Annotated in this window: 12 protein-coding genes; 5 read left to right on the top strand and 7 right to left on the bottom strand. The window is 31.4% G+C overall.

From position 1 onward, the window contains the following. Nucleotides 1-10: 10 nt before the first annotated feature. On the top strand, nucleotides 11-391 hold the full coding sequence (locus tag C3L50_RS02630) for a response regulator transcription factor (RefSeq protein ID WP_103804570.1): 381 nt from the start codon (nucleotides 11-13) through the stop codon (nucleotides 389-391). A gap of 299 nt (nucleotides 392-690) precedes the next feature. On the opposite strand, the gene C3L50_RS02625 is transcribed toward C3L50_RS02630, so the two are convergent. Further along, complete coding sequence (locus tag C3L50_RS02625) at nucleotides 691-1,467, bottom strand: response regulator transcription factor (protein WP_243400319.1); 777 nt, start codon at nucleotides 1,465-1,467, stop codon at nucleotides 691-693. A gap of 112 nt (nucleotides 1,468-1,579) precedes the next feature. On the opposite strand from C3L50_RS02625, the gene C3L50_RS02620 reads away from it, so the two are divergent. The 3 genes from C3L50_RS02620 to C3L50_RS02610 are packed head-to-tail and all read left to right on the top strand — an operon-like array spanning nucleotide 1,580 to nucleotide 5,101. Next, a complete protein-coding gene (locus C3L50_RS02620) occupies nucleotides 1,580-3,583 on the top strand; it encodes a PAS domain-containing protein (protein WP_103804569.1) in 2,004 nt (667 codons plus the stop codon). Continuing rightward, a complete protein-coding gene (locus C3L50_RS02615; RefSeq protein WP_103804568.1) occupies nucleotides 3,576-3,968 on the top strand; it encodes a response regulator in 393 nt (130 codons plus the stop codon). The genes C3L50_RS02620 and C3L50_RS02615 overlap by 8 nt, the downstream gene beginning before the upstream one ends. A 50-nt stretch (nucleotides 3,969-4,018) precedes the next feature. Continuing rightward, nucleotides 4,019-5,101 (top strand): hybrid sensor histidine kinase/response regulator, encoded by a 1,083-nt coding sequence (locus C3L50_RS02610; RefSeq protein WP_103804567.1) that lies wholly within the window; start codon nucleotides 4,019-4,021, stop codon nucleotides 5,099-5,101. Here C3L50_RS02610 and dnaG read toward each other — a convergent pair. The 5 genes from dnaG to C3L50_RS02585 form a co-directional block, all read right to left on the bottom strand. Beyond that, nucleotides 5,098-7,077 (bottom strand): DNA primase, encoded by a 1,980-nt coding sequence (gene dnaG, locus C3L50_RS02605; RefSeq protein WP_103804566.1) that lies wholly within the window; start codon nucleotides 7,075-7,077, stop codon nucleotides 5,098-5,100. The two genes, C3L50_RS02610 and dnaG, sit on opposite strands and share 4 nt — an antisense overlap. A gap of 120 nt (nucleotides 7,078-7,197) precedes the next feature. Further along, nucleotides 7,198-8,538: a hypothetical protein gene (locus tag C3L50_RS02600; RefSeq protein WP_243400318.1), complete on the bottom strand. Its 1,341-nt coding sequence runs from the start codon at nucleotides 8,536-8,538 to the stop codon at nucleotides 7,198-7,200. Nucleotides 8,539-8,568: 30 nt separating this feature from the next. Continuing rightward, nucleotides 8,569-9,258, bottom strand: coding sequence for a hypothetical protein (locus tag C3L50_RS02595; RefSeq protein WP_103804565.1), 690 nt, complete (start codon nucleotides 9,256-9,258; stop codon nucleotides 8,569-8,571). After that, on the bottom strand, nucleotides 9,245-9,805 hold the full coding sequence (locus tag C3L50_RS02590; RefSeq protein ID WP_103804564.1) for an RNA polymerase sigma factor: 561 nt from the start codon (nucleotides 9,803-9,805) through the stop codon (nucleotides 9,245-9,247). The genes C3L50_RS02595 and C3L50_RS02590 overlap by 14 nt, the downstream gene beginning before the upstream one ends. Nucleotides 9,806-9,941: 136 nt before the next feature. Next, a complete protein-coding gene (locus C3L50_RS02585) occupies nucleotides 9,942-10,919 on the bottom strand; it encodes a polyprenyl synthetase family protein (RefSeq protein WP_103804563.1) in 978 nt (325 codons plus the stop codon). 342 nt (nucleotides 10,920-11,261) lie between these two features. Between C3L50_RS02585 and C3L50_RS02580 the strand changes: the two genes are divergently transcribed. Then, complete coding sequence (locus tag C3L50_RS02580; protein WP_103804677.1) at nucleotides 11,262-12,140, top strand: hypothetical protein; 879 nt, start codon at nucleotides 11,262-11,264, stop codon at nucleotides 12,138-12,140. A gap of 52 nt (nucleotides 12,141-12,192) precedes the next feature. Here C3L50_RS02580 and rlmN read toward each other — a convergent pair whose 3' ends face one another. Continuing rightward, nucleotides 12,193-13,236, bottom strand: coding sequence for a 23S rRNA (adenine(2503)-C(2))-methyltransferase RlmN (rlmN, locus tag C3L50_RS02575; protein ID WP_103804562.1), 1,044 nt, complete (start codon nucleotides 13,234-13,236; stop codon nucleotides 12,193-12,195). Between the last annotated feature and the right edge of the window lie 72 nt (nucleotides 13,237-13,308).

The raw sequence follows: 13,308 nt of genomic DNA, 5'->3' as shown, positions 1-13,308 counted from the left end.
ATTTACTGTTATGAAAAAAATATTAATAATTGATGATGAATTAAAACTTCGAGAAACTATGTCTGATTTTTTTTCTTTACTAAATTACGTGGTTTTAGAGGCTAAAAACGGTATAGAAGGTCTACAAAAAGCCAAAGAAAATATTCCTCATTTAATTATTTGTGATGTAAATATGCCTTTTTTAAATGGATATGAATTTCTTGCAGAGCATCAAAAATCTAACTTTTCTAACATTCCGGTCATTCTTTTATCTGCAAAAACTGAGTCAGAAAACCAAAGAAAAGGTATTGAGTTGGGGGCCAAGGCTTATGTTACAAAACCTTTTGCAATAAAAGAATTAAAAAAAATTGTAGATTTTTGTTTGAACCCCGAAGCAAATAGTTTTATTTGATTTTCACCTTCACCTTCACCTGAATTTGATATTCATTTATATCTTGCCTAAAACTACCTTATTAATCCGAATCCTATTTACCCAAAAAACAAATTTGACAGGCCGTCCAATGGCGAGAAATATTAAACATTTGAGGATATAATTATGATGTTTTATTAAATAAAACTGTGCATAGACGAATATTTTAAAAAAAAATACCCATAACTTAATTTATTCGTTTAAAATCTTTACAAGCAACTCAAAGCAACAATCTCATTATTAAAAATGAATTCACAATTATTACTTTTTGACAAAATGATCTATAAAGTTTTGAAATAATCTCTCGTTGAAAGACCTACATATGACTTGAAACTTGTTGAAAAATATGAAAATGAATTAAACCCTGTTGCATCTACTAAAAATTGAACATTCCTTTCTCCTAAATCAATAAGTTTGATTGCGTATTCTAATTTAAACTCTCTTACATATTGTGAGATGTTTTTATTAGCAAGTTTTCTAATTCGTTTGTCAAGTGTTGACCTACTGATAAAAAGATGAGTAGCCAACTCTTCCATATCAATTTTAGATTTTAGATTTTTTAATATATATTCATTTACAGACAATAAAAAATCTTTTTCAGATAATTTTATAGTAACCTTAGAGAAAGGATCAGGTTTGTATTTTTTTTCTATATTGTGTCTCAGAACCAATAGATTTTTGATTTTTAAAATCAGTTCCCTAGATTTAAAAGGTTTCATTATATAGTCATTTACTCCATTTTCAAGTTGTCTATATTTAACCCCATCATCCATATTAGCAGTAATTATAATAAAGGGAATTGTATTAAATTTATTGTTTTTTCTAATATTTACAAACAACTCTTCTCCATCCATATTAGGCATCATCAAGTCGCTAATTATGATATCTGGCAAATTATTTTGCAAATACTCAAGCGCTTTTACTCCGTCAACAAGCCAATGCACATTGAAATTACTCAATTGCAAAACTTCCGAAATCAAACCACCTAATGCCAAGTCATCTTCTAATAATAATATTTGGCCCTTTTTTTCTCTCATTGTACGAATGTAAGTATCCATATTTTAATCTATAACTTAAAAATTTCAAATTATGAGTATTTACGACTTATGATTATTTATATCAAAATACATTTGTAATTATTAATACACGTCATAAAGTTACTAAATTATTATGAAGAATCTCCTATTAGGAATTTCAAATGCCAATAATCATCTTTTGAAAGAAAATTCAATTGATGATGCTTTGAATTTATGTATTGCATCAATTGGTAAAAGCCAAGAAATTGATAGATGTTATATTTTCAAAAATGAAACTGAGGACGGAATTCTTAAATTATATTATGTGTACGAATGGTGCAATGAGGGAGTTGATTCTTTTTTAGGTAGCCCAGAATTGAATGGGGTTTCTTATGACGATTTTCCAGGGTTATATAAAACTTTGGTAAACGATGAACCATTATATGGTCTGGTTAAAGAAAGTGACAATAAATTATTTGTAGAGACGATGGAAATGCAGGGAATTAAATCCTATCTTTTTACACCCATCTTTTCTGAAAATAAATTTTGGGGTTGGATTGGTTATGATGATTGCAAGACAGAGAGGATATGGATTGAAGAAGAGGTTAATGTTTTACACACAGTTGCTAAAAACATAGGAATTAGATTGAACCAAGACAAAACCAATGCAAAATTGGAAAACCACTTAGAGCAATTTGATTTTTATTTGAAGGGCTCTAATCAAGGCATGTGGGAACTAAATCTCATAACAGACAAAGCCATTTTTTCATATAATTATGCAGGAATGCTGGGATATAATTTAGATGAAATAGTTCAGTCTGTTGAATTTTGGAGACAGAATATTCACCCTGATGACGTCGATCAGATAGAACTTAACTGGATGAATTACATTCAAGAAAAAACGGATAGTTATCAAGGGTTGGTGAGAATGAAACACAAAAAAGGACATTATGTGTGGATAAAATATTCCGGTTTGGTCATTAAAAACATTGTTGGAGTGCCCATTAAGGTTATAGGAACTCATATCGATATTAGCGAGATCAAAGAAGCTGAACGCCAATTAGAATTATCCGAGGAAAAATTTAGATTTATTGCAGAAAACACAACCGATCTTATAACTCAGCATTTTAATGACGGGACTTTCTCCTATGTTTCAAACTCTTCCAAAGAAATTATTGGATATAAACCTGAAGAATTAATTTATAGAAGTCTTTATGATTTTATACATCCCGATGATTTGCAAATAATCCAAAATGCACATCAAGAAATCGCTGAAAAATTAAAAACAAAACCCTTAACATTTAGATTTAGAAAAAAAGATAAGAGTTATATCTGGATGGAAAGCGTTACAAAAGTCATCCTCGAAAACGAAAATCAAATCATTGGTATGCAATCCTCAAGTAGAGATATCAGCGAAACGATAAAAGCGGCAGAAGAGATGAAATTAAATCTTTTAAAAGAAAAAGAACTCAACGAATTGAAATCAAATTTCATTTCAATGGCATCACATCAATTCAGAACACCATTGACCATTATATACTCCAATGCAGAACTTTTAGAAATTAAAAGCAAAATGGAAGAATACAAAATTGCTAATAGTGTTAAATTAATCTCGAATAGAATAAAAAATGAAGTCGAAAGGCTTACGGAATTAATGAACAATATCCTGATTTTTGGAAAATATGAATCAGAGGGGACTAAAAAAAATATAAAAGAAATAGATTTTGGCCACTTCATAAATAAAATAATCGAAACTTATTTTGACAATGAACCTGATGGACGTAAAATTAGAATTACAATTAAAGGAAAAAAACAAAAATTAAACAGTGATGAAACCTTGTTAATTCATATTATTACAAATGTAGTAAGCAATGCCTTTAAGTATTCAGTAAATAGAAAGGAACCAAAACTGGTAATTAACTATTTGAAAGAAAAAATAAAAGTAGAAATAATAGATTATGGAATTGGAATTCCAAACGATGAAAAACAACATTTATTTACTTCCTTTTTTAGAGCTACAAATACTAGCACTATAGTAGGTTCTGGATTAGGATTAACAGTTGTAAAACAATTCATTAACCTACTTAACGGGGAGATAGTTGTTTTAAGCGAAGAAAATATAGGAACTACAGTGTTATTGACAATACCTTATGAATAAAAAGAAAATACTACTTGTTGATGATGAAATAATTCTAAGAAATACTTTAACAGATATGCTTACTCTTAATAACTATTCTATATTAACAGCTGCTAATGGTGAAGAAGCTCTAGCAATATTGGAGGATTGGATTCCAGACATAATTATTAGTGACATAATGATGCCTGTAATGGATGGCTATACATTTTATGAAAAAATCAAAGATTTCGTAGTTCTAAACCAAATACCTTTTGTTTTTTTTTCAGCAAAAAATGACAAAGAGGCAAATGATAAATTTATACAAAAAGGAGTTGAACTTTTTATCTCAAAACCTTTTAAGTTAGAAGATTTAATGTTACTAATAGACATGAAAATTAAAAAGCTTAATACAAATAAAAAACATTAAGATACATATTTAGACAAAAAATGGAACTACAATAAAATTAATGATCCCTTATGAATAAAAAGAAAATCCTTCTCGTTGACGATGATGTAAATCTTAGAGAAACAATTAATGAATTGCTAATACTCGAAAAATTTGAAACTAGAACAGCAGAAAATGGGCAAATAGCGCTAGATATTTTAGACCTGTGGATTCCTGACTTGATTATTTGTGATATAATGATGCCAGTAATGGACGGAGAAACTTTTCAAAAAATTATTTATGGAAACAAAAATTTTAGTACCATTCCATTTATATTTTTGACAGCCATGAACGAAGAAGGCTTAATTAGAAAATGTTTTAACGAAGGAGCCGATGACTTTTTAACAAAACCTTTTAAGATAAATGAGTTATTAAAAACCATAGAAATCAAAATAGAAAGATTCAATAAAATAAAAAATTCCAATAATCTATACCTTGGTGAAAAAAAATATTTTTGTCACGAAATCAACACTCCCCTTAACGGTATCTTAGAGTCTATTGATTTATTAATAAATAATTCAGATAATTTTGAACAAAGTGAAATTAATGATTTTTATGAAGCAATAAAAATATCTGGGGAACGATTGTATAGAAATACTCAAAATATAGTTCTTTTAGAAGAGATTAAAAACAATAAAATTGAATTATTTAATATTGATATTTCTGAAATAAAAGGTGTTTTCAGGAACGTATTAGGTAAAATTTTACTCAATTATAAAAAACAAGAAAATAGGATTGTATCAAAACTCAGAACTTCAAAATTAGAAATTTCAGAAAAAAATTTATCTTTCATTCTATTTGAATTATTAGACAACGCATTAAAATTCTCGCCAAAAAATAAAAAAGTTATTATTGAAGGAAGTCGTTATGACGATAATCTATATGAAATTAGAATATTCGATTCAGGTATTGGATTCAAAGAAGAAGAGCTGCAAATAATTGATGCTGGAGTCCAATTTCACCGAGATAAATATGAACAACAAGGATTAGGGTTAGGCCTTTATTTAAGTAAATTAATAGTAAAACAATCAGATGGTCTTATGAGTATTTTCTCTAAAGAAAATGAAGGGACTAAAATTTCTATTTTACTACCAATTCATAAAAAGTTATTTTAATTGCTATAACGAGACATTACTCGTCCTAATTTTTTCGAAAATGAATTAATTAATTTTGAGTAATCCATTGCCATTGACAAAGGCTCAATATTATTAGAATCTGGTTCTGATGATATTGAGCTTTTTATTTCTTCGATGATTTTATCTACTAAATACCATCTTAGGGTAAGAATTGTTTCCGAAACATATTGACTTATTGTTTCATTTTTCGTTTTTGGAAAAATGTTTTGTCCTTCCCAATTGTGTAAAACTACTCTTTCGTCTGCCATCAAAATATCGGTCACCTCTTGAGCAAAATCGGGGTTCAAGTGCATTAAATACTGTTCAATACTAAAGGTTTCATTTTGATGAAAATAAGCAATCAGATTATTGTAAATATCTCTAAACAAAGGATTTGCTAATTCTACTTCATCTTCTTGTAAACTCAGATAAATTCTTTGAAATACTTTGTAGCTTTTCTTTTCAGAAACATTTTCAATTTCGCCAGATTCATTGGTTTTCAAAAGAATGTCTTCAAATTCTTCGGTTTTATTTCCGTACAATAATAAAATCTCGATAATTTTCCGTTCTAATCCATAGAGAATATCTACTTTTCGGACTTCTACTGGCGCTTCATTTTTTACAACTTCAAATGCTTTTTGTTCTTGTTTTTGTTTTTTTCCAAGTTCAGTGACGTCTTTTTGAACTAATTGTGCCAAAGTACTCACCAAGACTTGCTCGGAAATATCCATAATTCGAGAACATTCTTGAATATAAATTTCGCGTTGAATTCTATCCGGAATTTTTGAAATACTCACCACCATATCTCGAATTAAATCGGCTTTTTTGATAGGATCGTTTTTGGCTTCATTCATCAACATTGATGCCTTGAATTGAATGAAATCTTTAGAATTTTCGTCTAAATATTTCACTAATTCTTCATAAGGTGTTTTCTTAGAAAAACTATCTGGATCTTCTCCGTCTGGAAAAGCGCACACTTTTACATTCATTCCTTCTTCCAAAATCAAATCGATTCCTCGAATAGAAGCGCGTAATCCTGCAGCATCTCCATCAAAAAGGACCGTAATGTTTTTGGTCAATCGGTTGATTAATCGAATTTGATCGGGCGTTAAAGCCGTTCCTGAGGAAGCCACTACATTTTCGATTCCCGCTTGATGAAACTGAATGACATCGGTATAACCTTCAACTAAATAGCAATTGTTTTCTTTGGCAATGGATTGTTTGGCTTGAAAAATTCCGTACAAAACTTTGCTCTTATGGTAAATCTCACTTTCGGGCGAATTGAGATATTTTGCCGCTTTTTTATCATTAGTCAAAATTCGACCTCCAAAACCTAAAATCCTTCCTGACATACTTTGGATGGGGAACATCACTCGTCCTTTGAAACGGTCGAATGGCCTGTCATCTCTAGGAATTGTCAATCCAGTACTTTCAAGAAATTCTAATTTATAACCTTTTCCCAAGGCTTCTTTGGTCAATGCGTCCCAGGTTTCGGGCGAATAACCAAGCACAAATTTCTTTATAGTTTCGCCAGTAAAACCTCTTTCTTTGAAGTAGGAAAGACCAATGGCTTTGCCTTCTTCTGAATGTAAAAGGGTGTTGTGAAAATAATCTTTGGCAAATTCAGAAACCAAATACATACTTTCGCGAACATCGGTATTGGCTTTTTCTTCGTCGGTTTGTTCGGTTTCTTCGATTTCGATATTGTATTTTTTAGCCAAATATCGAATGGCTTCAGGATAAGTAAAATGGGAGTGTTCCATTAGGAAAGCTATGGCATTTCCTCCTTTTCCAGAGCTGAAATCTTTCCAAATTCCTTTGGCTGGCGACACCATAAACGATGGTGAACGTTCGTCTGAAAACGGACTCAATCCTTTGAAATTACTTCCAGCACGTTTTAATTGTACAAAATCGCCAATAACTTCCTCAACTCGAGCGGTTTCGAAAACAGTGTCTATGGTGGCTTTTGAAATCAATTTTTATGATGTTAAATGTTGGAAAGCTTCAAAGATACAAAGTTAATTTTGGATTATTAAAATGAAAAAGGTGTTCCATTGCTGGAACACCTTTTCTCTGTATGAAACTATCGTAAAACTCTAATTAAAATCAAATCGAATACCTAATGAAATATTATTCTGATCTACTGGATTATTCTCGAACAATGTATTCAAATCGTATTTCAAATACAAACTGGTTGCTTTGTAACCTAGATAGGTGCTTAAACCATAGACAAAGCCATTGGTGTTGAAATCGCCTTTGGTTTTTTCTTCTGAATGATAGCCGTCTAAATCATATTTGAGGATTTGTTTTGATTTTACATTGGCTCCAAAATAACCACCTATTCCAAGCCTAAAACTATCGTGTGATTTAAAATAGGTTGTGCCATTTTTAATTGTTGGTTTTGTAAAATCAAATTCTAAATGAAAAGGAATAACCAAATTTACATTTCGAAAACGAGAATCATCTTGACGCACTGGATTGGTTTCCAAATTTGTTTGATTTCCATTATCAACAAAATAGCGATTGTCTGTTGGTTTTAAGTCATTATACATCAAGGACAATCCGTATTTTGCATGCAATAAATTATGATTGTTAGAAATTCTAGAGTTAAATGTAAAACCCCATTCGTAAAAACGAGATTGCCAATATCTAAAATCAGAATTCGCAACAGCTCCTTCGGTAACTAAATTATTATTTCCAATAGCAAATACAAATTGCGAAGTGGTTCTTTTGCTTTGTTGGCGATCTTTATCTTTTTGACCATTATACGCTTTCATTGCTGGAAAAACAAAGTCATTATGATTTCCAATATCTGAATTTGAATTGTTATTTCCTCCAATTGTAATTCTTGTACCTCCTTTACTATCATCTTTAGATAGTTTGCCGTCTATTTCATCTTGAGCCAATATACTCAAAGCTTTTTGTCTATCTGCCACTTTAGACTCGATGATTTTTGCTCTTGTTTCTGCTAATTGTAACTTTTGTTCTTCGGCTTGTTTTTTAGTAATAACACCATCTATTAATTGTTTATCAACAGTTTCTATTTCCGTTTTGAGAAGTTTTTTTTCTTCTTCAATATCGTTTTTTATTCCTTCGGTAATTCTTTCTGCTCTATCGGTATATGATTTCGCACCTAATTCAGGAAATTTTTGCCTTATTTTTTTGGCCTCTAAATGGCCTCTTTCTTTTATATTCGACTCCTTTTTCTTTTCTAAAACTATTTTTTTGTCTTTAAATTCCTGTTTGGAAATAATTCCATTTTTTTGTTGAGTTTTTAGTTTTTCAACTTCTTCGTTATATGCTTTTTCTTCCTCTTGCTTAATTTGTTCAAATTTGATTTCGGTTTTTTCAAGTGCTTGTTCATAGGTTTCTTGTGCCAACATTTTGCCAGCAAAAAAGCATAGCAACAGTACTAAGTAAACGGTTAAATTTCTCATAATGATTTGATTTTTTAATGGATTGATGATTTATTCTTTGTTTCTATTTGCGACTGCTTCTTTTACAGCCTTTAAATTAGTTGCTACTTTGCTAAATACATTTTGGCGAAAAGTAGGTTCTAAATCGTTGTCAACTTGTTGTAACAATTGATTTGGATTTACTTTTATTTTCAAGTTTGGATTAATTGTATTTGTCAATCTTGAGGATTTGTCAACTTTAGCCAACAGTTCGTCAACAGTGAGGGTCTTAGTTGGTGTGGTATTGGATTCTGATTCTTTTTTTTGATTGATGATTGAAACTTCAGCTACAGGATTTTGATTTAAATTTTCTTTATTGAATAATGAATCTATTTTTGAAACTACTTTTTTGTTGCCTTTTGAAATATTTTTTTGAATATTGACAATCCTTTTATTATCGGGAATTGTATTTAAATTAGTTGAAGGTTCTGTGTGTGTGTTTGTCGAAATTGATTGTTGATTTGCTATTTTGTCTTTATGATTTTCCAACTCGGTTTCAGTTTGATTGAAAAATAGAGTTCCAAATAGTGAAAATCCAATAAAACTTGCCGCTATATAAACCCAATTGAATTTGCGATTAGGCTTTTTATTTTCGGCAACGGACAACATTGCATCCAATCGATCCCAAGCCATATCTGTTGGTTTGATTTCACGAGAATTCAATTTTTCTTTGAACTGTTTTTCTACTTTATTCCGTTCCATTACTGTAATTTTTTAGCGTCAATATTTGCTCTTTCAAAATTTTTCGGGCGTGAGACAATTGCGATTTAGAAGTTCCTTCATTAATGCCCAACATACTCGCAATTTCTTGGTGTTTGTAGCCTTCAATCGCATACAAATTGAAAATCATTCGGTAACCATCGGGCAAGTTGTCTATCAAAAACTGAATGTCTTCTACCGAAAATTGGCTTTCTATATTATTGAAACTTTCTTCAAAATAATTCTCATCCTCAACAAAACTTACTTTTTTTTGAACTCGGATATTCGAAATACATTCGTTAACCATAATTCTTCGAATCCAACCTTCAAAACTTCCTTTTTGCTCAAAATTTTTCAGATTAGTAAATACCTTCATGAAAGCCGTAATCATAATGTCTTCGGCTTGGTGAATGTCCTTTATATACTGTCGGCACACACTTAACATTTTTGGAGAAAATTTGGCGTAAATTTTTTGCTGGGCAGCTCGATTGTTCTCGATTGCCAAACGAATGATTTCATTTTCTTCTTGGTTAAAGTGAATGACTTTCAATTTTGTTTTATAAAGTGTTGCTATAAGTAAGACGAGACTGCTTGCAAAAAGGTTGCATCAGAAATAAAAAAAACAGTATGAAAAATAAAAACCTCAATAAAATCAAGGTTTCAGAGGGTGTGTTTTACTAAAAAAATTATTTTTTTCTTTCGATAACATAGTTTACCATCAAAATCAAAGCGTCTTTAAACTCGGATTGTGCATAATTATCCAGAAGTGACAATGCTTCCTGTTGAAATTCGGCCATTTTTTGTTCGGCATAGAACAAGCCGTTATGGTTTTTTACAAAAGCAATCACTTCTTTAACTCGTTTTTTGTCTTTGTTGTAGTTTTTGATGGAATTGATAACCCAAGATTTTTCTTTTGGAGTACAATTATTCAAAACATGAATCAATGGCAAAGTCATTTTTTGTTCCTTGATGTCAATTCCTGTAGGTTTGCCAATGGCATCCTCAGTATAATCAAACAAATCGTCCTTGATTTGAAAAGCCATCCCGATGAGTTCGCCAAATTTTCGCATATTCTCTACCTGAATTTCATCTTCAATCACCGATTTCGCTCCCAAAGCACAACAAGCAGCAATAAGTGTTGCTGTTTTTTTGCGAATGATTTCGTAGTAAACATCCTCGGTGATATCGAGTCTTCTGGCTTTTTCTATTTGCAATAATTCGCCTTCACTCATTTCGCGAACAGCTACCGAAATGATTCGCAATAAATCGAAATCGCCGTTATCAATGGAAAGCAACAATCCTTTTGAAAGTAAATAATCACCAACTAGTACAGCAATTTTGTTCTTCCAAAGCGCATTGATGGAGAAAAAACCTCTTCGGCGATTGCTGTCATCTACTACATCGTCATGGACTAAAGTTGCGGTGTGAATTAACTCTATAACCGAAGCTCCACGATAGGTTCTTTCGTTTACAATTCCAGCCGAAACCATTTTGGCTGTCAAAAAAACAAACATCGGACGCATTTGTTTTCCCTTTCGATTCACTATATAATAGGTGATTCGGTTCAGCAAAGCCACTTTTGAAGTCATCGATTCATAGAACTTTTTTTCGAAAAGTTCCATCTCGTTAAAAATAGGCTGCTTTATTTGAGAAGTGATGTTCATTTAGGATTCAAATATACTATTTTCGAATAATATAATGGCATCAAATTTTTGTTATTGAATGTGTTTTTTGAAACATTTTATTTTACCTAAAATGAAATTAGATTAGAGTTTCTTTTCGGTCTAAATGTGTTATGATTTCAGAATTTGCGGCCTTTTATTGAGAGATTATTATTCTTACATAATTGATATTTAGTCAAATAAAAAATTCTTTTGAGAGTGTAGTTCATCGAATATTGGCTTAAATGTTGTCCTTTTTTGCATTTTTATTTATAAATTTAGAATCCCAAATTAAACCTTTTATTGATTTCATAATCAAATTATTAAACCTAAAAAATGAATTTTATGAAAACCAAAATTTTATTATTCGTTACCATGTTGTCCATTGTAACTTTTGTTGGTTGTAATTCCAATGAAACTGTAGATGAGTCAACAACCTCTGCTGCAATTACGGCTGATGAAACTGCTGTAAATTCAGAAATTGACGCCACTGTTGATGATGTTTCTATCATTGCAGAAGATCAGTATGACGTTCAAAAAAGCGCGTCTTCAACTGCAAAAACAACTGCTGGAATGGTAAGTATGTTGCCAGCTTGCGCAACAATTACAAAAGTATTGACAAATGACACTTGGACCAGAACTATTGATTTTGGAACTCAAGGTTGTGCTTTGCCAAACGGGAATATCGTAAAGGGAAAAATTATCATTAGTTTCTCTAAGAATTTTACAACTCCAATAAGAACGATTTCCTATACTTTAGAAGGATTTTATCATAACGATAAATTAATTGAAGGAAATAAAACCATTACTCACGAACTTAAAACTTCTGATTTATTGGCAACTATCCATCCTGTTACAACACACTCAGTTGATGTGAAAATCACTTATCCTGATGGTAAAATTTATACTAGAATTGGAACACGAGTTAGAGAAATGGTTGAAGGTTTTGCAACACTTACTAATTGGGAAGACAATGTTTTCAAAGTTTGGGGATACAATATCACTACTTTTCCGAATGGTTCAAAATATACTTCTAAAATTACAACACCACTTTTAGTTAAATTGAGTTGCAAAATGCCATTTCCTGTTTCAGGAGTGGTTAGCATTCAGAAAAACGACAATGTCGATACTATTGCTACTTTAGATTATGGAAATGGTGATTGTGATAAATTAGCCACTATGACTGTAAAAGGCGTTTCAAAAGTAATAACTTTAAGAAAATAAAAGACTAAACAAACCTAATAAGCGTCCTGATTTTATTGTCAGGACGTTTTTTTTATGCTTCTTTATTTGCCAATTGACCACACGCAGCATCAATATCTTTGCCACGACTTCTTCTCACTTTTACTACAATTCCTGTAGCTTCAAGAGCTTTGATATAGGCATTAATAGATTCTTCCGAAGCTTGTTGGAATTCGCCATCATCAATCGGGTTGTATTCGATTAAATTGACTTTGCAAGGCACATATTTGCAGAATTTTACTAGTGCGTCAACCGAGGCTTTATTGTCGTTAATCCCTTTCCAAATCACATATTCATACGAAACTTTGCTTTTGGTTTTTCGGTACCAATATTCTAATGCTTCTCTTAAATCGACCAAAGGAAAATTTTCGCTGAAAGGCATAATTCTAGAACGAATTTCATCAATTGCTGAATGTAAAGAAACGGCTAAATTGAATTTTACCTCGTCATCGGCCATTTTTTTAATCATTTTTGGCACACCAGAAGTCGAAACTGTAATTCGTTTTGGAGACATTCCCAATCCTTCGTTGGATGTAATCATTTCGATGGCTTTCATTACATTGTTGTAATTCATAAGCGGTTCGCCCATTCCCATAAAAACAATATTCGATAAAGGATGGTTGTAATACAAACGACTTTCTTTATCAATGGCTATTACTTGGTCGTAAATTTCGGCTGGTTCTAGATTTCGCATTCTTTTCAGTCTTGCTGTGGCGCAAAAATTACAATCCAAACTGCAACCCACTTGGCTAGAAACACAAGCTGTCGTTCTAGTATTGGTGGGAATCAAAACACTTTCTACTACCAAACCATCGTGCAAACGAACCGCATTTTTGACCGTTCCGTCTTCACTTCGTTGCATTTTATCTACTTTGATGTGATTGATTACAAAGTGGTTTTCTAGCATTTCGCGAGTAGATTTTGATACATTAGTCATATCCTCAAAACTATGTGCGCCTTTGCTCCACAACCATTCATATACTTGATTTCCACGAAACGCTTTATCATTATTGGCAACAAAAAATTCTCGTAATTGTTCTTTTGATAATGCTCGTATGTCTTTTTTCTCGATTTGCATGCTGCAAATTTAAGGACTATTTGTTGATTTATTTCATCAATTCGAATAATTGCTCGTGTGTTGTTTTGATAA

This window comes from Flavobacterium alvei (assembly GCF_002920895.1).
In the GTDB taxonomy this organism is placed as follows: Bacteria; Bacteroidota; Bacteroidia; order Flavobacteriales; family Flavobacteriaceae; genus Flavobacterium; species Flavobacterium alvei.
Note: the sequence above shows the minus strand (reverse complement) of the source record. Positions and strands in the feature narration are given on the sequence as shown.

Coding starts and splice junctions, on each gene's coding strand:
- C3L50_RS02630 (WP_103804570.1), top strand. CDS start 11: ATGAAAAAAATATTAATAATTGATGATGAATTAAAACTTCGAGAAACT.
- C3L50_RS02625 (WP_243400319.1), bottom strand. CDS start 1,467: ATGGATACTTACATTCGTACAATGAGAGAAAAAAAGGGCCAAATATTA.
- C3L50_RS02620 (WP_103804569.1), top strand. CDS start 1,580: ATGAAGAATCTCCTATTAGGAATTTCAAATGCCAATAATCATCTTTTG.
- C3L50_RS02615 (WP_103804568.1), top strand. CDS start 3,576: ATGAATAAAAAGAAAATACTACTTGTTGATGATGAAATAATTCTAAGA.
- C3L50_RS02610 (WP_103804567.1), top strand. CDS start 4,019: ATGAATAAAAAGAAAATCCTTCTCGTTGACGATGATGTAAATCTTAGA.
- C3L50_RS02600 (WP_243400318.1), bottom strand. CDS start 8,538: ATGAGAAATTTAACCGTTTACTTAGTACTGTTGCTATGCTTTTTTGCT.
- C3L50_RS02595 (WP_103804565.1), bottom strand. CDS start 9,258: ATGGAACGGAATAAAGTAGAAAAACAGTTCAAAGAAAAATTGAATTCT.
- C3L50_RS02585 (WP_103804563.1), bottom strand. CDS start 10,919: ATGAACATCACTTCTCAAATAAAGCAGCCTATTTTTAACGAGATGGAA.
- C3L50_RS02580 (WP_103804677.1), top strand. CDS start 11,262: ATGAAAACCAAAATTTTATTATTCGTTACCATGTTGTCCATTGTAACT.
- rlmN (WP_103804562.1), bottom strand. CDS start 13,236: ATGCAAATCGAGAAAAAAGACATACGAGCATTATCAAAAGAACAATTA.